The organism is Flavobacterium sp. RSP15 (assembly GCF_003968755.1).
Classification (GTDB): Bacteria; Bacteroidota; Bacteroidia; order Flavobacteriales; family Flavobacteriaceae; genus Flavobacterium.
Map to the genome: position 1 here is coordinate 1 of NZ_RYDL01000006.1, position 18,459 is coordinate 18,459.

The 18,459-nt window shown below is 35.3% G+C and carries 31 protein-coding genes; all 31 read right to left on the minus strand.

The features are described from left to right. Nucleotides 1-122: 122 nt before the first annotated feature. Nucleotides 123-1,406, minus strand: coding sequence for a citrate synthase (locus tag EKM00_RS08060; protein WP_126451849.1), 1,284 nt, complete (start codon nucleotides 1,404-1,406; stop codon nucleotides 123-125). Nucleotides 1,407-1,560: 154 nt separating this feature from the next. After that, nucleotides 1,561-2,853: a phosphopyruvate hydratase gene (eno, locus tag EKM00_RS08065; protein ID WP_126515850.1), complete on the minus strand. Its 1,293-nt coding sequence runs from the start codon at nucleotides 2,851-2,853 to the stop codon at nucleotides 1,561-1,563. A 378-nt stretch (nucleotides 2,854-3,231) separates the two neighbouring features. Then, the gene (gene carA, locus EKM00_RS08070; RefSeq protein WP_126515851.1) at nucleotides 3,232-4,332 is read right to left on the minus strand and encodes a glutamine-hydrolyzing carbamoyl-phosphate synthase small subunit; all 1,101 of its coding nucleotides are present in this window, start codon (nucleotides 4,330-4,332) and stop codon (nucleotides 3,232-3,234) included. 328 nt (nucleotides 4,333-4,660) lie between these two features. Then, on the minus strand, nucleotides 4,661-5,152 hold the full coding sequence (rplQ, locus tag EKM00_RS08075) for a 50S ribosomal protein L17 (RefSeq protein WP_126515852.1): 492 nt from the start codon (nucleotides 5,150-5,152) through the stop codon (nucleotides 4,661-4,663). 63 nt (nucleotides 5,153-5,215) lie between these two features. Beyond that, nucleotides 5,216-6,208 (minus strand): DNA-directed RNA polymerase subunit alpha, encoded by a 993-nt coding sequence (locus EKM00_RS08080; protein ID WP_126451845.1) that lies wholly within the window; start codon nucleotides 6,206-6,208, stop codon nucleotides 5,216-5,218. A gap of 21 nt (nucleotides 6,209-6,229) precedes the next feature. Then, nucleotides 6,230-6,835 (minus strand): 30S ribosomal protein S4, encoded by a 606-nt coding sequence (gene rpsD / locus EKM00_RS08085; RefSeq protein WP_073210389.1) that lies wholly within the window; start codon nucleotides 6,833-6,835, stop codon nucleotides 6,230-6,232. Nucleotides 6,836-6,922: 87 nt separating this feature from the next. Further along, nucleotides 6,923-7,306, minus strand: coding sequence for a 30S ribosomal protein S11 (gene rpsK, locus EKM00_RS08090; protein WP_024981527.1), 384 nt, complete (start codon nucleotides 7,304-7,306; stop codon nucleotides 6,923-6,925). Nucleotides 7,307-7,314: 8 nt separating this feature from the next. Next, complete coding sequence (rpsM, locus tag EKM00_RS08095; protein ID WP_091173715.1) at nucleotides 7,315-7,689, minus strand: 30S ribosomal protein S13; 375 nt, start codon at nucleotides 7,687-7,689, stop codon at nucleotides 7,315-7,317. A gap of 2 nt (nucleotides 7,690-7,691) precedes the next feature. Beyond that, a complete protein-coding gene (ykgO, locus tag EKM00_RS08100; RefSeq protein ID WP_008992256.1) occupies nucleotides 7,692-7,808 on the minus strand; it encodes a type B 50S ribosomal protein L36 in 117 nt (38 codons plus the stop codon). A gap of 12 nt (nucleotides 7,809-7,820) precedes the next feature. After that, complete coding sequence (gene infA / locus EKM00_RS08105; RefSeq protein ID WP_007136545.1) at nucleotides 7,821-8,036, minus strand: translation initiation factor IF-1; 216 nt, start codon at nucleotides 8,034-8,036, stop codon at nucleotides 7,821-7,823. Nucleotides 8,037-8,040: 4 nt separating this feature from the next. Then, nucleotides 8,041-9,387, minus strand: coding sequence for a preprotein translocase subunit SecY (secY, locus tag EKM00_RS08110; protein WP_126451844.1), 1,347 nt, complete (start codon nucleotides 9,385-9,387; stop codon nucleotides 8,041-8,043). A 13-nt stretch (nucleotides 9,388-9,400) separates the two neighbouring features. Next, nucleotides 9,401-9,853: a 50S ribosomal protein L15 gene (rplO, locus tag EKM00_RS08115; RefSeq protein ID WP_126451843.1), complete on the minus strand. Its 453-nt coding sequence runs from the start codon at nucleotides 9,851-9,853 to the stop codon at nucleotides 9,401-9,403. An 11-nt stretch (nucleotides 9,854-9,864) separates the two neighbouring features. Beyond that, complete coding sequence (gene rpmD / locus EKM00_RS08120; RefSeq protein WP_126515853.1) at nucleotides 9,865-10,047, minus strand: 50S ribosomal protein L30; 183 nt, start codon at nucleotides 10,045-10,047, stop codon at nucleotides 9,865-9,867. A 12-nt stretch (nucleotides 10,048-10,059) separates the two neighbouring features. Next, a complete protein-coding gene (gene rpsE, locus EKM00_RS08125; RefSeq protein WP_126451842.1) occupies nucleotides 10,060-10,587 on the minus strand; it encodes a 30S ribosomal protein S5 in 528 nt (175 codons plus the stop codon). A gap of 6 nt (nucleotides 10,588-10,593) precedes the next feature. Beyond that, nucleotides 10,594-10,944, minus strand: a complete 351-nt coding sequence (gene rplR, locus EKM00_RS08130) for a 50S ribosomal protein L18 (RefSeq protein ID WP_113636694.1) — start codon at nucleotides 10,942-10,944, stop codon at nucleotides 10,594-10,596. An 11-nt stretch (nucleotides 10,945-10,955) separates the two neighbouring features. Next, a complete protein-coding gene (rplF, locus tag EKM00_RS08135) occupies nucleotides 10,956-11,498 on the minus strand; it encodes a 50S ribosomal protein L6 (RefSeq protein WP_126451841.1) in 543 nt (180 codons plus the stop codon). Nucleotides 11,499-11,516: 18 nt separating this feature from the next. After that, on the minus strand, nucleotides 11,517-11,915 hold the full coding sequence (rpsH, locus tag EKM00_RS08140) for a 30S ribosomal protein S8 (RefSeq protein ID WP_066081018.1): 399 nt from the start codon (nucleotides 11,913-11,915) through the stop codon (nucleotides 11,517-11,519). Between the two features lie 140 nt (nucleotides 11,916-12,055). After that, nucleotides 12,056-12,325, minus strand: coding sequence for a 30S ribosomal protein S14 (gene rpsN / locus EKM00_RS08145; protein WP_007136553.1), 270 nt, complete (start codon nucleotides 12,323-12,325; stop codon nucleotides 12,056-12,058). A gap of 3 nt (nucleotides 12,326-12,328) precedes the next feature. Further along, entirely contained in the window at nucleotides 12,329-12,880 is a 552-nt protein-coding gene (rplE, locus tag EKM00_RS08150; protein ID WP_126451840.1) for a 50S ribosomal protein L5, read from the minus strand. A gap of 2 nt (nucleotides 12,881-12,882) precedes the next feature. Further along, nucleotides 12,883-13,197 (minus strand): 50S ribosomal protein L24, encoded by a 315-nt coding sequence (gene rplX, locus EKM00_RS08155; protein WP_035668111.1) that lies wholly within the window; start codon nucleotides 13,195-13,197, stop codon nucleotides 12,883-12,885. Nucleotides 13,198-13,208: 11 nt separating this feature from the next. After that, nucleotides 13,209-13,577 (minus strand): 50S ribosomal protein L14, encoded by a 369-nt coding sequence (gene rplN / locus EKM00_RS08160; protein WP_026717863.1) that lies wholly within the window; start codon nucleotides 13,575-13,577, stop codon nucleotides 13,209-13,211. Between the two features lie 2 nt (nucleotides 13,578-13,579). Then, the gene (gene rpsQ, locus EKM00_RS08165; protein WP_066081027.1) at nucleotides 13,580-13,840 is read right to left on the minus strand and encodes a 30S ribosomal protein S17; all 261 of its coding nucleotides are present in this window, start codon (nucleotides 13,838-13,840) and stop codon (nucleotides 13,580-13,582) included. A gap of 17 nt (nucleotides 13,841-13,857) precedes the next feature. Next, a complete protein-coding gene (gene rpmC / locus EKM00_RS08170) occupies nucleotides 13,858-14,043 on the minus strand; it encodes a 50S ribosomal protein L29 (RefSeq protein ID WP_126451839.1) in 186 nt (61 codons plus the stop codon). A 13-nt stretch (nucleotides 14,044-14,056) separates the two neighbouring features. Next, entirely contained in the window at nucleotides 14,057-14,482 is a 426-nt protein-coding gene (gene rplP, locus EKM00_RS08175) for a 50S ribosomal protein L16 (protein WP_007803637.1), read from the minus strand. A gap of 19 nt (nucleotides 14,483-14,501) precedes the next feature. Then, nucleotides 14,502-15,260 (minus strand): 30S ribosomal protein S3, encoded by a 759-nt coding sequence (gene rpsC / locus EKM00_RS08180; RefSeq protein WP_126451838.1) that lies wholly within the window; start codon nucleotides 15,258-15,260, stop codon nucleotides 14,502-14,504. A gap of 5 nt (nucleotides 15,261-15,265) precedes the next feature. Beyond that, on the minus strand, nucleotides 15,266-15,676 hold the full coding sequence (gene rplV, locus EKM00_RS08185) for a 50S ribosomal protein L22 (protein WP_007136561.1): 411 nt from the start codon (nucleotides 15,674-15,676) through the stop codon (nucleotides 15,266-15,268). Between the two features lie 6 nt (nucleotides 15,677-15,682). Continuing rightward, entirely contained in the window at nucleotides 15,683-15,961 is a 279-nt protein-coding gene (gene rpsS, locus EKM00_RS08190; protein WP_007136562.1) for a 30S ribosomal protein S19, read from the minus strand. A 6-nt stretch (nucleotides 15,962-15,967) separates the two neighbouring features. Beyond that, nucleotides 15,968-16,792: a 50S ribosomal protein L2 gene (gene rplB / locus EKM00_RS08195; protein WP_059114053.1), complete on the minus strand. Its 825-nt coding sequence runs from the start codon at nucleotides 16,790-16,792 to the stop codon at nucleotides 15,968-15,970. A 9-nt stretch (nucleotides 16,793-16,801) separates the two neighbouring features. Next, nucleotides 16,802-17,092: a 50S ribosomal protein L23 gene (rplW, locus tag EKM00_RS08200; RefSeq protein WP_126451837.1), complete on the minus strand. Its 291-nt coding sequence runs from the start codon at nucleotides 17,090-17,092 to the stop codon at nucleotides 16,802-16,804. Nucleotides 17,093-17,098: 6 nt separating this feature from the next. Beyond that, nucleotides 17,099-17,728: a 50S ribosomal protein L4 gene (rplD, locus tag EKM00_RS08205; protein ID WP_126515854.1), complete on the minus strand. Its 630-nt coding sequence runs from the start codon at nucleotides 17,726-17,728 to the stop codon at nucleotides 17,099-17,101. Continuing rightward, nucleotides 17,728-18,345, minus strand: a complete 618-nt coding sequence (rplC, locus tag EKM00_RS08210) for a 50S ribosomal protein L3 (RefSeq protein ID WP_126451836.1) — start codon at nucleotides 18,343-18,345, stop codon at nucleotides 17,728-17,730. Before rplC ends, rplD begins: the two co-directional genes overlap by 1 nt. Nucleotides 18,346-18,459: the final 114 nt, after the last annotated feature.

An 18,459-nucleotide genomic window follows, 5' to 3' on the forward strand; every position in this document is an offset into this window, starting at 1 on the left:
GCTTCACATAGCGTGTTTCTTCATGTTTTTCCATTAGGATACTTTTTGTGTATCGCTATTTCAGGACGGGACATTTAGCAAATATAAAAAAAGCTTCACAAATTTGTGAAGCTTTTTATTTTTTATCTTTTATCAGAGGTCTTGAATTCTCGCAAAGGATGTCCTGTGTAAATTTGTCTTGGTCTTCCGATAGGCTCTTTATTTTCTCGCATTTCTTTCCATTGTGCAATCCAACCCGGCAAACGCCCTATGGCAAACATAACTGTAAACATATCAGTAGGAATTCCTAGCGCTCTGTAAATAATTCCAGAGTAGAAGTCTACATTAGGATATAAATTTCTTGATTTGAAATACTCATCTTCCAAAGCCGCTGCTTCTAACTTTTTAGCAATAGCAAGAATTGGGTCTTCAACTCCTAAAGTTGCTAAAACTTCATTTGCTGCTTTTTTGATAATTTTTGCTCTTGGATCAAAGTTTTTATAGACTCTATGTCCAAAACCCATCAATCTAAAAGGATCATTTTTATCTTTGGCTTTAGCCATATATTTATCTGCATCACCGCCATTTCTATGGATTTCTTCCAGCATTTCAAGAACTGCCTGATTGGCACCACCGTGCAACGGCCCCCAAAGAGCTGAAACTCCGGCAGATATTGATGCAAATAATCCCGCATGTGAGGAACCCACCATTCTAACGGTAGAGGTGGAACAATTTTGCTCATGATCGCCATGAAGTATAAACAACTTGTCTAATGCATCAACTACCACAGGGTTTGGCGTATACGGCTCTGTAGGCAATTCAAACATCAAATGCATGAAATTCTCCACATACCCTTTAGTGTTATCATAATAATTCAAAGGATAACCCATACTTTTTCTGTAGGTCCAAGTGGCAATAACCAGGAATTTCCCCATGGTTTTACAAACTGCTTCATACATTTCTTTTTCATTATCTACATTAACCGATTTAGGGTTGAACGCAGTCAATGCACTTGTCAAAGCAGCTAAAACACCCATTGGATGGGCTGTTTTTGGAAAACCATCAATGATGTTTTTCATTTCTTCATTGACCAGCGTGTATTTTCTGATATCCGTTTCAAATTGCGCCAACTGTTTAGTAGTAGGCAATTCTCCAAAAATTAAAAGATAAGACACTTCAAGAAAATCAGCTTTTTCTGCTAAATCTTCAATAGCGTATCCTCTGTAGCGAAGAATTCCTAATTCTCCGTCCAGAAAAGTAATATCACTCTTACAAGAACCTGAATTTTTATAGCCCGGATCAAGAGTAATTATACCGGATAAATCACGTAATTTGTTAATATCGATGGCAACTTCATTTTCGCTACCTACTACTATAGGCAGTTCAATTTTTTTTCCGTCGATTTCTAATGTTGCTGTTTTTGACATAATATATTTGAAAATAAACTTTTAAAATAATAATTTATCAAATCTAGGGAATTAAACACTAATTAAAAAGAGAATAACACAATGAAAATGTTAAATATTACCAAAAAAAAGCCATTCACACGAAGTGAATGGCTAAAAAAGATAGTATTAGAACTTATTTTATTTTAAAAGCGTTTTTTCCCGGAAAATAAGCGGTATCGCCTAATTCTTCTTCAATTCGCAATAATTGATTGTATTTAGCCATACGGTCTGAACGAGATGCAGAACCGGTCTTGATTTGTCCACAATTCAATGCTACTGCTAGATCTGCAATAGTATTGTCCTCCGTCTCTCCGGAACGGTGTGACATTACCGAGGTAAAGCCGGCGTTTTTAGCCATATTGACCGCTGCAATAGTTTCAGTCAAAGTACCTATTTGGTTTACTTTAACCAAAATTGAATTTGCAATTCCTTTTTCGATTCCTGTTGACAATCGTTCCACATTAGTAACAAATAAATCATCCCCTACTAATTGTACTTTATCACCAATTTTATCCGTCAGGTATTTCCACCCATCCCAGTCATTTTCATCCATTCCGTCTTCGATAGAGATAATAGGGTAATTAGCTGCTAATTCAGCTAAATAATCGGCTTGCTCTTCTGAAGTTCTAATTTTACCCGTTTCGCCTTCAAATTTCGTATAATCGTATTTTCCGTTTACAAAAAATTCAGAAGCCGCACAGTCTAAAGCCACCATGATTTCGTCACCAAAAGTATAACCAGCAGCCTCAACTGCTTTTTTGATCGTGTCCAATGCATCCTCTGTACCACCGGCAAGGTTTGGCGCAAAACCACCTTCATCACCAACAGCTGTACTTAAACCTCTATCATGTAATACTTTTTTAAGGCTATGAAAAATCTCAGTCCCCATTTGCATTGCATGCGTAAAAGAAGTTGCTTTAACGGGTATGATCATGAATTCCTGAAACGAAATTGGCGCATCAGAATGTGAACCTCCATTGATGATATTCATCATAGGAACGGGCAATGTATTCGCAGAAACGCCGCCTACATATCGATACAAAGGCAATCCTAATTCATTTGCTGCCGCTTTGGCAACAGCCAAAGACACACCCAAAATTGAATTTGCTCCCAAGTTTGATTTATTAGGCGTGCCATCTAAATCAATCATCATTTGATCAATAACATTTTGTTCAAAAACGGAAACTCCAAGAAGTTCTTCCGAAATAAGGGTATTCACATTTTTCACCGCATTCAAAACTCCTTTACCAAGAAAAGCTTTTCCTCCGTCACGTAACTCCACTGCTTCATGTTTACCGGTAGAAGCTCCAGATGGAACTGCTGCTCTTCCTAAAACACCATTGTCTGTAATTACATCTACTTCAATTGTAGGATTTCCTCTTGAATCAAAAATTTGTCTTGCGTGAATTTTGATAATTATACTCATATTTTCTAATTTTTATTTAGTAATACAAATATATTCTATCTTTTGTAATGACATTATGAAAATAATGAATGTTATTAACGAAAACGTTATAATTATTTTAGAAATAACACTTTTCTACTTTATTAAAATTTTATTTTGCAGTACCAAATTAATTTTACTTTTTTCATTATATATTCGTGAAATTATATTCACTTTTGAAAGTGCTTTTTTTCTTTAAAATTCACAGTCAAGATGCGTATTGCATCGAGACAGCGCAAAATAGGACTAAAATATCATAGATAGTAGTATAAAAATTATTTTTCGCATAAAAAAAGGCCTGACTTTATGATTAAAGTCAAACCCTTCTGTTTTAAAATTTTCACAATTAAATAACTGTCTTTATCCTTTAATATTTTCAATAAACTGATCAAATAAATACGACGAATCATGGGGCCCAGGACTTGCTTCAGGGTGGTATTGAACAGAAAAACAATTTTTGTTTTTCATGCGCATCCCTGCAACAGTTCCATCATTAAGATGAAGATGCGTAATTTCAAGATTTGGATGATTATCCAATTCCTCTTTATTAACCGCAAAACCATGATTTTGAGAAGTTATTTCCCCTTTTCCAGTGATGATATTTTTTACAGGATGATTTATTCCTCTGTGCCCATTAAACATTTTATAAGTAGAAATTCCATTAGCAAGACCAATTATTTGGTGTCCAAGACAGATTCCAAATAAAGGTTTATCATTGTCAAGAATTTCTTTAGCCACTTGAATAGCACCCGAAAGAGGCTCAGGATCACCAGGACCATTAGATAAGAAGTATCCATCCGGATTAAATGCAGCTAAATCCTGGTACGTCGAATCATAAGGAAATACTTTGATATAACAGTCTCTTTTAGCCAGATTGCGGAGGATATTCATTTTTATTCCTAAATCAAGTGCTGCAATTTTATAGGTTGCCTTCTCCTCACCAAAAAAATAAGGTTCCGTAGTAGAAACTTTAGATGCTAATTCTAAACCCTTCATATCAGGGACTTTTGACAAAGAAATTTTTAGTTCTTCTACTGAGGTATCATCTGTACAAATTACAGCATTCATAGCACCGTTCTCCCGAATATAACTAACCAGGGCACGCGTATCTACATCAGATATACAGATCAAGTTTTGTTTGATAAAATAATCTTCTAAACTACCTGAAGCATCGGAACGAGAATAATTAAAGCTAAAATTTTTACAAACCAACCCGGCAATTTTGACACTACCTGATTCTATTTCTGAATCGTTTACTCCATAATTTCCAATATGAGCGTTCGTAGCAACCATTAATTGTCCAAAATAAGAAGGGTCAGTGAATATTTCCTGATAACCTGTCATTCCGGTGTTAAAACAAACTTCCCCAAAGGTAGTTCCGCTGATTCCAATAGATTTACCATGGAATATGGTTCCGTCACTCAATAAAAGAATGGCGCTTTGTCTTGTTGTATATTTCATTCGTTGCTATCTAATGTTATTATAATAGTATCATGGAACTCGCAAAGCGGGTTTCATATATAGTTAAATATTGTGCAAATTTAATTGTTTAAAGCAATGGATGCAAGTTTTTGAAATTTATTGTATAATAAAAATTCTACCCTATAGCTCTGAAGACCTTGGAGCGTCTGGAGGCATCTTTTTGATTTTTCTTTAAAAGCAAAAGATACAGTGAACAGCAAGACAATTCACTATTAAATATTACGTTTTTTGTTCCGAAAAAATCAAAAAAAAAGGATAAACTATAAATAGCTTATCCTTGATTTTTATTGAATGATTATTTTCATAATTACTCAGCAGCTGTCTCTGCAGTTGGTTCACCTTCAGCAGCTGTAGCTTCAGTAGCCTCATCTGCTTTTTTAGCTTTCCCACCACGACGGCTTTTTGCTTTTTTAACTTCTTTTTTACCACCATTGTAAAGTTCATTGAAATCTACTAACTCGATCATTGCCATATCGGCATTATCTCCTAAACGATTCCCAACTTTAATGATACGTGTGTATCCACCTGGACGGTCTCCTACTTTAGCAGCTACGTCTCTGAACAAGTCAGTTACCGCATATTTGCTACGTAAGTAAGCAAAAACGATACGACGATTGTGAGTCGTATCTTGTTTTGATTTTGTTATTAAAGGCTCAACGAATTGTTTAAGCGCTTTTGCTTTAGCAACAGTAGTGTTAATACGTTTGTGCTCTATAAGAGAACAAGCCATATTAGCTAACATAGATTTTCTATGTGCAGTCTGTCTGCTTAAGTGATTGAATTTTTTTCCGTGTCTCATGACGTGTTTTTTTATACTTTCATCTTGATGCTATCCATTTTGGAGATCAAAATATGAAGTAATTTATTCTTTATCTAGTTTGTATTTTGCTAAATCCATACCGAAGTTCAAATTTTTAACTGCAACAAGTTCATCAAGTTCAGTTAAAGATTTTTTACCAAAATTACGGAATTTCATTAGGTCATTTTTGTTGAACGATACTAAATCACCAAGTGTATCAACTTCAGCCGCTTTCAAACAATTTAATGCTCTTACAGAAAGATCCATATCAACAAGCTTAGTTTTAAGCAATTGTCTCATGTGCAATGACTCTTCATCATACGATTCTGTTTGTGCAATTTCGTCAGCCTCGAGTGTAATTCTTTCGTCAGAGAACAACATGAAATGGTGAATCAAAACTTTAGCAGCTTCAGTAAGGGCATCTTTTGGATTGATAGAACCATCAGTTTTAATTTCAAAAACTAATTTTTCATAATCTGTTTTTTGCTCTACACGGAAGTTTTCAATTGCATACTTTACATTTTTTACCGGAGTAAAAATTGAATCTGTAAAAATAGTTCCAATTGCAGCATTCTGTTTTTTGTTCTCTTCAGCAGGAACATATCCTCTACCTTTTTCGATCGTTAAATCGAAATTAAGTTTAATTTTAGGATCTAAATTACAGATAACTAGTTCTGGATTCAAAACTTGGAAACCTGAAATAAATTTTTGAAAATCACCAGCTGTTAATTGATCTTTACCGGAAACAGAAATAGTAACTGATTCATTATCAATATCTTCAATTTGTCGTTTGAAACGTACTTGTTTAAGATTAAGGATAATTTCGGTAACGTCCTCAACAACTCCTGAAATAGTAGAAAACTCATGATCTACACCTTCAATACGAACAGATGTAATAGCATAACCTTCTAATGCTGAAAGCAAAACTCTTCTAAGTGCATTACCAACGGTCAATCCGTAACCCGGTTCTAAAGGTCTAAATTCAAATTTACCTTCAAAATCGGTTGAATCGATCATGATAACTTTATCGGGCTTCTGAAAATTAAATATTGCCATAAATTTCGACTAAGTCAATTATTATTTGTTGTACAACTCTACGATTAATTGTTCTTTAATGTTTTCTGGGATTTGAAGTCTAGCTGGTACAGAAACGAAAGTACCTTCTTTGATATCATTATTCCAAGTAATCCATTCATAAACATGACTTGAATTAGACAAAGAACGTTCGATTGCTTCTAAAGATTTAGATTTTTCACGAACTGCAACTTTATCACCAGGTTTAAGGTGGTAAGAAGCTATATTTACAACGTCACCATTAACAGTGACATGTCTATGAGAAACAAGTTGTCTAGCTCCTCTTCTTGAAGGGGCAATACCCATTCTAAAAACAACGTTATCTAATCGTGCTTCACATAATTGTAAAAGAACTTCACCAGTAACACCTTTAGTTGCTGATGCTTTTTTGAATAAACCTCTAAATTGTTTTTCTAAAATTCCGTAAGAATATTTAGCTTTTTGTTTTTCCATTAACTGGATAGCAAATTCAGATTTTTTTCCTCTTTTTTTAGCCATCCCGTGTTGTCCGGGTGGATAATTTCTTTTTTCGAACGCTTTATCGTCTCCGAAAATTGCTTCGCCGAATTTACGGGCGATTCTTGTACTTGGACCAGTATATCTTGCCATTTTAAATTGTTTAAGATAGAGATTATGAATTCAGGTCTTATCCTTCGATAATCGGTATTCTATCTAGGTTATACTAAAAAAATATTATTAAACTCTACGTCTTTTTGGAGGACGACATCCGTTGTGAGGCATTGGAGTAACATCGATAATCTCAGTCACTTCAATTCCACCGTTATGCAAAGAACGGATCGCAGACTCACGTCCGTTTCCTGGTCCTTTAACATACACCTTAACTTTTTTAAGTCCTGCTTCAAGAGCTACTTTACTACAATCTTCTGCTGCCATTTGGGCTGCGTATGGAGTATTCTTTTTAGAACCTCTAAAACCCATTTTACCAGCTGAAGACCAAGAAATAACTTCACCTTTTTTGTTTGTCAAAGAAATGATGATATTGTTGAAGGTAGCAGAAATATGAGCTTCTCCCGTTGATTCAACGATAACTTTACGTTTTTTTGCAGTTGCTTTAGCCATATTACTTATTATTTAGTTGCTTTTTTCTTGTTGGCAACAGTTTTTCTTTTACCTTTTCTTGTTCTGGAGTTATTCTTAGTTCTTTGTCCTCTTAATGGAAGACCAGTTCTGTGACGAATACCTCTGTAACACCCAATATCCATAAGACGTTTGATGTTTAAAGAAACTTCTGAACGCAATTCTCCTTCAATTTTGAAAGTGGATACTGCTTCACGAATCGCTCCGATCTCATCATCATTCCAGTCTTGAACCTTTTTATCTTGGCTTACTTGAGCTTTTTCTAAAATCTCAATAGCTCTACTATTTCCTAATCCGAAGATGTAGGTAAGTGCTATAACACCTCTCTTATTTTTTGGGATATCTACCCCTGCTATTCTTGCCATAATTATCCTTGTCTTTGTTTAAATCTAGGATTCTTTTTGTTTATTACGTACAATCTCCCTTTTCTTCGCACAATTTTGCACTCGGGACTTCTCTTTTTTACTGAAGCTCTAACTTTCATTTTGAATATCCTTTAATATCTATAAGTAATTCTTGCTTTTGACAAATCGTAAGGGCTCATTTCTAGTTTCACTTTATCACCAGGTAATAATTTGATATAATGCATACGCATTTTTCCAGATATATGCGCGATTACTATATGTCCATTCTCTAACTCTACACGAAACATTGCATTTGATAATGCTTCAATGATCGATCCGTCTTGTTCTATTGCTGATTGTTTTGCCATAAAGTTAAGCTACTGCTTTTCTATTTTTACCACTTTTCATTAAACCATCATAATGCTTATTTAGCAAATATGAATTGATTTGCTGCATTGTGTCAATGGCAACACCTACCATAATTATCAATGAAGTACCTCCGAAAAACATTGCCCAGGATTGTTGAACATCCATAACACTTACAATTATCGCCGGGAACACGGCAATCAAAGCAAGAAATAAAGATCCTGGAAAAGTTATTAAAGACATTACCTTATCAAGATAATCAGAAGTTTCAACTCCTGGTCTGATGCCCGGTATAAAACCACCGCTTCTCTTTAAATCATCAGACATCTTGTTAGTAGGAACTGTGATTGCAGTATAAAAGAAAGTAAATACAATTATTAACGTTGCAAAAACTAAATTATACCAGAAACCAAACATATTACTAAAAGCGCCAACGATTGACTGCGAAGCATCTGATTTAGACAGTCCTGCCAAAGCAGCTGGAATGAACATAATTGCTTGAGCAAAAATAATTGGCATCACCCCAGAAGCATTAAGCTTTAAAGGGATCCACTGTCTATTTCCACCTAACATGTCTTGTTCAAAATCCCCTGAAGTAGTTCGTCTGGCATATTGAACAGGAATTCTCCTAATCGCCATAACCAGCAGTACACAACAAACAATAACCAATAACCAAATGATAATTTCGATAACTAACAACATCGGACCACCGTTATTATTAGTCACTCTCGTGGTAAATTCTTGGATGAATGCCTGAGGCAACCTTGCCAAAATACCCACCATAATCAACAAAGATATACCATTTCCTATTCCCTTATCTGTAATTTTTTCTCCTAACCACATCGCAAAAATTGTACCTGTGACTAAAATAATTACTGACGAAAATAAGAATTCAAATGAATTGAATCCCAATAAAAATGCATTACTAGGTAACGTTCTATATAAATTGTAGATGTAAGTAGGACCTTGAACCAAGGTGATACCAATAGTCAACCAACGTGTAATTTGATTAATTTTTTTTCTACCGCTTTCTCCATCGCTTTGAAGTTTTTGCAAGTATGGAACCGCAATTCCCATCAACTGAACAACAATTGAAGCAGAAATGTAAGGCATTATTCCTAAGGCAAAAACAGAAGCCTGTGAAAAAGCTCCTCCAGTAAACATATCAAGAATTGAACCAATTCCTTCTTTAGTTTGTCCGGCTAAATTACCCAACTGTGTAGCATCAATACCTGGTAAGGTTACTTGAGCCCCAAAACGATACACTAAAAGCAAACCCAATGTAATTAGGATTCTATTTTTCAGTTCCTCGATTTTCCAAACATTACTAATTGACTCAATAAATTTCTTCATATTAATTGAAAAATTACATTGTTACAGCTTCTCCACCAGCAGCTTCAATAGCAGCTTTTGCAGTAGCAGTAAATTTGTGAGCGGTTACTTTTAATTTTGCTGTCAATTCACCTCTACCTAAAATCTTAACGATTTCATTTTTAGTAGCTAAACGATTAGCAACATAAACTGTCATATCAACAGTATCTTTAATAACACCATTATCAACTAATAGTTGAAGTGTATCAAGATTTACACCTTCGTAATCTTTACGATTGATGTTTGTAAAACCAAACTTAGGTACACGTCTTTGAAGTGGCATTTGACCCCCTTCAAAACCAATCTTTTTAGAATAACCAGAACGAGATTTGGCTCCTTTGTGACCTCTTGCAGAAGTACCACCTTTTCCGGAACCTTCTCCTCTACCTAATCTTTTATTTTGATTGTGTGTAGCACCTTCAGCAGGTTGTAAGTTACTTAAATTCATAACAGTATTTGTTATTTAGCTTCTTTAACAGAAACTAAGTGTTTAACTTTATTTATCATCCCAAGGATTGTAGGGTTTGAATCATGCTCTACAACTTGTCCCATTTTACGTAGACCTAAAGCTTCCAAACCTCTCTTTTGAGTAAGAGGACAGTTGATTTTGCTTCTAACTTGTTTTACTAATAATTTAGCCATAATTTCCTTGAATTAACCTTTAAAAACTTTTTCTAAAGAAACGCCTCTTTGTTTTGCAACAGTATAAGCACTTCTCATTTGTAATAAAGCATCAAAAGTTGCTTTTACTACGTTGTGAGGATTTGAAGATCCCTGAGATTTAGATAATACATCATGAATTCCTACTGATTCAAGAACTGAACGAACAGCTCCACCAGCAATAACTCCTGTACCATGAGAGGCAGGAATTAAGAATACACGTGCACCACCAAATTTACCTTTTTGTTCGTGAGGAACTGACTGACCATTCAAAGGAATTTTCACTAAATTTTTCTTAGCATCTTCTACTGCTTTCGCAATTGCTTCAGCAACATCTTTAGATTTTCCTAATCCGTGTCCAACCACTCCGTTTTCATCACCTACGACTACAATAGCAGAAAAACCAAAAGCTCTACCACCCTTTGTAACCTTAGTAACACGATTTACACTTACCAAACGATCTTTTAATTCAAGACCACTTGGTTTTACTAACTCTACATTCTTGTATTTACTATTAGACATACTATATTAGAATTTAAGTCCAGCCGCTCTTGCGCCTTCCGCTAATGATTTAATACGTCCGTGATATAAATAACCTCCTCTATCGAAAGTTACTACGTCTATCCCAGCTTTTAAAGCTTTTTCAGCAACTAGTTTTCCAACTGCTGTAGCCACTTCAATGTTCGTACCGTTACCTATTTCTTTTTCTCTTGAAGAAGCCGCCAATATAGTAACTCCGTTTACGTCATCAATAAGTTGCGCGTAAATTTCTTTGTTACTTCTAAATACAGATAGTCTTGGATTAGTAGCAGTACCACTAATTGTTTTTCTAATTCTGAATCTAATTCGTTGTCTTCTTTCAGGTTTTGTTAATGACATAATCTTATTTTTTAAGCTGATTTACCTGCTTTTCTTCTTAATACTTCCCCTACAAATTTAACACCTTTTCCTTTATACGGCTCTGGCTTACGGAAACCTCTGATTTTCGCAGCTACTTGCCCTAAAAGTTGTTTGTCAAATGATGTTAATTTCACGATAGGGTTTTTACCTTTTTCAGATATTGTTTCTAAAGTCACTTCTGGAGCAATTTCTAAAACAATATTGTGAGAATAACCAAGTGCTAAATCTAATTTTTGTCCTTGATTTGAAGCTCTGTAACCAACTCCTACCAATTCTAATGACTTAGTAAAACCATCTGTTACACCTATAATCATGTTATTGATCAAAGATCTATACAAACCGTGTTTTGCTCTTTGGTCTTTGTGATCAGAAGATCTTTCTACTTGAACTAGATCCCCTTCAACTGTAACAGTAACGTCCGAAAACTCCTGAGTTAGTTGACCATTTTTTCCTTTTACTGTAATAATACCATTTGCAACTTCAACAGTTACACCAGCAGGGATTACAACCGGACTTTTACCTATTCTTGACATCTTATTATAGTCTTTAAATTAGTATACGTAACAAATTACTTCACCACCTACATTCAATTGCTTCGCTTTTTTTCCTGTCATCAACCCTTTAGAAGTAGATACAATAGCGATGCCTAATCCATTAAGGATTCTAGGAATGGTAGAAGAACTTGAATATTTACGTAAACCTGGTTTACTAATTCTTTGGATATCTTTAATTACGGACTCTTTAGTATCTTTATCATACTTCAAAGCAATTTTGATTGAACCCTGAACAGCGTTGTCTTCAAATTTGTAACTCAAGATATAACCTTGATCAAATAAGATCTTAGTTATTTCTTTTTTTAGATTAGATGCAGGAATCTCAACGACTTTGTGGTTTGCAGCCACAGCGTTTCTAACTCTCGTCAAATAATCTGCAATAGGATCTGTATACATATGTATTGATTTGCGGCAACGGTTTTCGACAAAGTATTTGCCGAACCTGAAACCAATTTATAAATTTCTATAATCATAAATTTCAAACTACGAATTACATTTTAAAATGTAATTCATAATTTGAAATTCATAATTAAATTTTACCAAGATGCTTTTTTAACACCTGGTATCAATCCGTTATTTGCCATTTCACGAAATGTAACACGTGAAAGACCGAATTGACGCATATACCCTCTTGGTCTACCTGTTAATTTACAACGATTGTGCAAACGAACTGGTGAAGCATTTTTTGGCAACTTTTGCAAACCTACGAAATCTCCAGCTTCTAACAAAGCTTTTCTTTTCTCAGCATACTTAGCTACTGTTTTTTCTCTCTTAACCTCGCGGGCTTTCATTGATTCTTTAGCCATGTCTTAATTCTTTTTAAAAGGTAAACCTAGTTCAGCCAATAATGATTTTGCTTCCTTGTCTGTTTTAGCAGTAGTTACAAAGGAAATATCCATACCTGAAATTTTGTTAACTTTATCAATATCAATTTCTGGGAAAATGATTTGCTCCAAAACTCCAAGGTTATAATTTCCTCTTCCATCAAAACCAGTAGCTTTAATACCACTGAAATCCCTTACACGCGGCAAAGCTGAAGTAATAAGTCTATCTAAAAACTCATACATTCTTTCTCCACGCAAAGTAACTTTTGCTCCAATAGGCATCCCTTTTCTCAATTTGAATGACGCAACGTCTTTCTTTGAAATAGTGGATATTGCTTTCTGTCCAGTAATCTTTGTCAACTCATCAACCGCATAGTCAATTAGTTTTTTATCAGATACAGCTGCACCAACTCCTTTACTTAAAACGATTTTTTCCAATTTTGGAACTTGCATTACGTTTACGTATCCGAATTCCTCTTTAAGAGCAGCAATTACTCTGCTCTTATATTCTTCTTTTAGTCTAGGTATATACTCCATTACTATAGTACTTGATTAGATTTTTTTGAAAATCTTACTTTCTTATCTCCTTCTACTCTAATACCAACTCTTGTTGTTTCCTTAGTTTTAGGATCAATTAAAGAAATATTAGATATTTGTATAGAAGCTTCCTTCTTTACGATACCACCTTGAGGGCTTTTTGCACTTGGTTTCGTATGTTTCGATACCATGTTAACACCTTCAACAATCGCTTTGTTTTTCTCACGGTACACACGTAATACTTTACCTTCCGCACCTTTATGGTCTCCAGCAATTACTCTTACTATATCACCTGATTTTATTTTTAGCTTTATCATCTTAAAACAAATTAAAGCACTTCTGGTGCTAATGATACAATTTTCATGAATTGTTTTTCACGAAGTTCTCTTGCTACCGGACCAAAAACACGAGTTCCTCTCATTTCACCAGCAGCATTCAATAACACACATGCGTTGTCATCAAACCTAATGTATGAACCATCGGCTCTTCTTACTTCTTTTTTGGTACGTACAACAACTGCAGTTGAAACAGCTCCTTTTTTAACGCTTCCGTTAGGAGCAGTATCTTTGATAGAAACTACAATCTTGTCACCAACAGAGGCGTACCTTCTTTTGGTACCTCCTAAAACACGGATAGTTAAAACTTCCTTTGCTCCAGTATTATCTGCTACTTTTAGTCTTGATTCTTGTTGTACCATAATTATTTAGCTCTTTCTAAGATTTCAACTAACCTCCAACATTTGGTTTTACTTAAAGGACGCGTTTCGCTAATCCTTACGGTATCTCCAATGTTACAGTCGTTCATTTCGTCGTGTGCGTGATACTTTTTAGTTTTCAACACGAACTTACCGTATAATGGGTGTTTTACTTTACGCACTTCTGCAACAACAATAGACTTATCCATTTTGTCCGAAGTTACAACACCAACTCTTTCTTTTCTTAAATTTCTTTTTTCTTCCATCTTTCAGCAGACTACAGTTATTGTCTTTTAGTAAGTTCAGTAACTAATCTTGCAACTGTTCTTCTTACACTTCTAATTTGAAGTGGGTTCTCAATTGGTGAAATAGCGTGAGCCATTTTTAGATCAGCGTATGTTTTCTTAGTTTGGCTAAGCTTTTCTTGCAACTCTGCTGCAGAAAGATCTTTTATTTCTGATTGTTTCATAATATAATATAGATTATGCTTCGAAATCTCTAGCAACGACGAATTTAGTTTTTACTGGAAGCTTTTGAGCCGCAAGACGTAACGCCTCTTTAGCAACTGACAAAGGAACTCCTCCAACTTCAAACATAATCCTTCCGGGTTTAACAACGGCAGCCCAATACTCAACTGCTCCTTTACCTTTACCCATACGTACCTCAAGAGGCTTCTTAGTAATTGGTTTGTCTGGAAATATTTTGATCCATAACTGCCCTTCTCTTTTCATAAAACGAGTTGCAGCGATTCGTGCAGCTTCTATTTGACGAGAAGTTAAGAACATTCCATCTTCATGTACAGATTTAATACCAAACATTCCATTAGAAAGTTCATGTCCTCTTTGAGAATTCCCTTTCATTTTACCCTTTTGTACCTTTCGGTATTTTGTTCTTTTAGGCTGTAACATTTTTCTTTAATTTAAAAATTTACTTTCGTTTACGAGCGTCTGGTTTACCACCTTTATTAAAAGGCTTTCTGTCTCCTCTAGGAGAATCGCCACCTTTACCACCAGCACCAGATTGTTTTTTGTCCATTCCAGCAAGTGGAGAAAGATCTCTCTTTCCATAAACTTCACCTTTCATGATCCACACTTTGATCCCCATTCTACCATAAGTAGTATGAGCTTCTGCCAAAGCATAATCAATATCAGCTCTGAAAGTTGATAGAGGAATTCTACCTTCTTTAAAACCTTCTGAACGAGCCATCTCAGCACCATTCAAACGACCAGAAATCAAAACTTTGATACCTTCTGCGTTCATACGCATAGAGGCGGCAATTGCCATTTTGATTGCACGTCTGTAAGAAATTCTGCTTTCGATTTGACGACAGATGCTGGTAGCAACTAGATACGCGTCAAGCTCAGGTCTTTTGATTTCAAAGATGTTGATTTGAACCTCTTTGTCAGTAACTTTCTTAAGTTCTTCTTTCAACTTGTCTACCTCTTGTCCACCTTTCCCAATAATAATACCCGGTCTGGCTGTAGTGATAGTAACGGTTACAAGTTTCAAAGTTCTCTCGATGATTACTTTTGATACACTAGCTTTTGATAAACGAGCATGGATGTACTTTCTGATTTTATAATCTTCGGCAAGTTTATCACCGTAATCATTTCCACCATACCAGTTTGAGTCCCATCCTCTGATGATACCAAGTCTATTTCCAATTGGATTTGTCTTTTGTCCCATCTTTATTAAATTGCTTGTGTGTTATTAATAGATCCAAGCACGATTGTAACGTGATTAGAACGTTTTCTAATTCTGTGTGCACGACCCTGTGGAGCTGGACGAAGTCTTTTCAACATCATTCCACCATCTACTGTTATCGTTTTTACAAATAAACCTGCTTCTTCCATATTAGCGTCAGGGTTTTTTGCTTGCCAGTTGGCAATTACAGACAAAACCAATTTTTCTAATTTTCTTGAAGCTTCTTTAGAACTAAATCTTAAGATGTTCAATGCTCTTTCTACCTTCTGACCTCTTACCAAGTCCGCTACTAAGCGCATTTTTCTAGGTGAAGTGGGGCAGTTATTCAATTTTGCGAAAGCAATAGACTTATTAGCCTCTTTTCTCGCATCTGCTGTTTCTCTTTTACGAACTCCCATTGCTTCTTATTTTTTACCTTTATTTTTTGCTCCAGCATGACCTCTAAAAGATCTAGTTGGTGAAAATTCTCCTAATTTGTGACCTACCATGTTTTCTGTTACGTAAACTGGTACAAATTGACGACCGTTATGAACTGCGATAGTTTGCCCAACAAAGTCTGGAGTAATCATAGAAGCTCTAGACCATGTCTTAACAACTCCTTTGTTTCCACCTGCAATGTTTTCTTGAACTTTCTTGTCTAACTTATAATGAACGAAAGGTCCTTTTTTTAATGAACGTGCCATATCTTATTATTTCTTTCTACGTTCTACGATATACTTGTTACTCGGGTTTTTCTTAGAACGAGTTCTATAACCTTTTGCTGGTATTCCATTTCTTGAACGTGGATGTCCACCAGAAGAACGACCTTCACCACCACCCATTGGGTGATCGACAGGGTTCATCGCTACAGGTCTTGTTCTAGGTCTTCTACCTAACCATCTTGTTCTACCAGCTTTTCCTGATACAACTAATTGATGATCTGAATTAGACACAGCTCCAATTGTAGCCGAACACGTCAACAAGATCAATCTTGTCTCACCAGAAGGCATTTTAATTGTCGCATATTTTCCATCTCTTGCCATTAATTGAGCAAATGTTCCAGCTGAACGAGCGATTACAGCTCCTTGACCAGGTCTCAATTCGATACAAGAAATAACAGTTCCTAAAGGAATTCTGCTCAACGGTAATGTATTCCCAATTTCGGGTTGAGATTCAGGACCAGAAACTAATTTCTGACCAACTTTCAATCCGTTTTGAGCAATAACATACGTTTTTTCTCCATCAGCATACGCTAACAAAGCGATAAATGCAGTACGATTTGGATCATACTCAATTGATTTTACCGTAGCAGGAATTCCTTCTTTAGTACGTTTAAAATCAATGATACGATATCTCTGCTTGTGACCACCACCCGTATAACGCATGGTCATCTTTCCTTGACTATTTCTACCACCAGAGTTTTTTATCGGCGCTATCAAAGAGCGTTCCGGCTTATCAGTTGTAATGGCGTCATAACCATTCACAACTCTAAATCGCTGACCTGGGGTAATAGGTTTTAATTTTCTTACTGACATTTTTCTATCTTAGATATTGTTGTAAAAATCAATTGTTTCTCCTTTTTGTACTTGAACAATTGCTTTTTTAGTTGCATTCGTCTTTCCACTTATTAAACCACTTTTAGTGTATTTAGTAGTTCTATCTGGCCTAACATTCATCGTATTGACACTTAAAACAGTTACTCCATAAGCAGCCTCAACAGCTTTCTTAATTTGCACTTTGTTTGCTTTTTTGTCAACAACGAATCCGAAGCGGTTTAAAACTTCACTTTCTTTGGTTACTTTTTCCGTTACTATAGGCTTAATTATGATGCTCATATCCTATTATTTACTTAAATTTTCTTCAATTATCTCCAAAGAACTCTCTAAAAGCACTAAATTATTAGCGTTTAATATATCGTAAGTGCTTAATTCTAAGCTACTTACTACGCTAGAGCCTTTTAAATTGCGTGACGACAAATATACATTTTTATTTACATCACCCAACACAAACAGAGATTTTTTATTTTCTAACTCTAAAGCTTTCAAAACGTTGATGAAATTTTTAGTGTTTGGTGTTTCAAAATTAAAGTCTTCAAGAACGATAATATTCGATTCTTTTGCTTTAATAGAGAAAGCAGATTTTCTAGCCAAACGTTTCAAGCTTTTATTCAATTTAAATGAATAACTTCTTGGTCTTGGTCCAAAAACTGTTCCACCACCTTTAAACAATGGATTCTTTGCACTACCCGCACGAGCAGTACCAGTTCCTTTTTGTTTTTTAATCTTACGCGTACTTCCCGCTACTTCAGCTCTTTCTTTAGCTTTGTGCGTTCCCTGTCTTTGATTAGCAAGATACTGCTTAACATCAAGGTATACTGCGTGATTGTTTGGTTCTATACCAAATACTGAATCAGAAAGTTGCACTTTTCTTCCAGTATCTTTTCCGTTGAAATCTAATACTTTTGCTTCCATTACTTCTGAATGATTACATAAGAGTTGTTACATCCAGGAATACATCCTTTAATAACAAGTAGGTTCTTTTCAGCCACTACTTTTAAAACTCTAAGGTTTTGAACTTTTACATTGTCTCCTCCCATACGTCCAGCCATACGCATTCCCTTGAATACTCTGGATGGATAAGAAGACGCTCCTACAGAACCCGGCGCTCTTAAACGGTTGTGTTGACCGTGAGTTGCTTGACCGACACCACCAAAACCGTGACGTTTTACAACCCCTTGAAAACCTTTACCTTTAGATACACCTTGTACATCTACAAATTCTCCTTCAGCAAAAATAGAAACATCAATAAGATCCCCTAATTTTTGTTCTGTTGCGAAATCTTGGAATTCAACGACTTTTTTCTTAGCTACAGTTCCCGCTTTTGCAAAGTGACCTAAAGCCGCTTTTGTGGAATGTTTCTCGTTTTTGTCATCGAAACCAAGTTGCAACGCTTCGTACCCGTCAACACCTTTGGTTCTGACTTGGGTAACAACACATGGTCCAGCTTCGATTACTGTACAAGGAATATTCTTCCCGTTTTCGTCGAAAATGCTAGTCATGCCGATTTTTCTACCAATTAACCCAGACATAATTATTAATTATTAATTATTAAATATAAATATAGAACGCAGCTTTTAACCAAATCCTATTTTTTAAGTGGGTGCAAATGTATAACATATTTACACACAAACCAAAAAAATAAT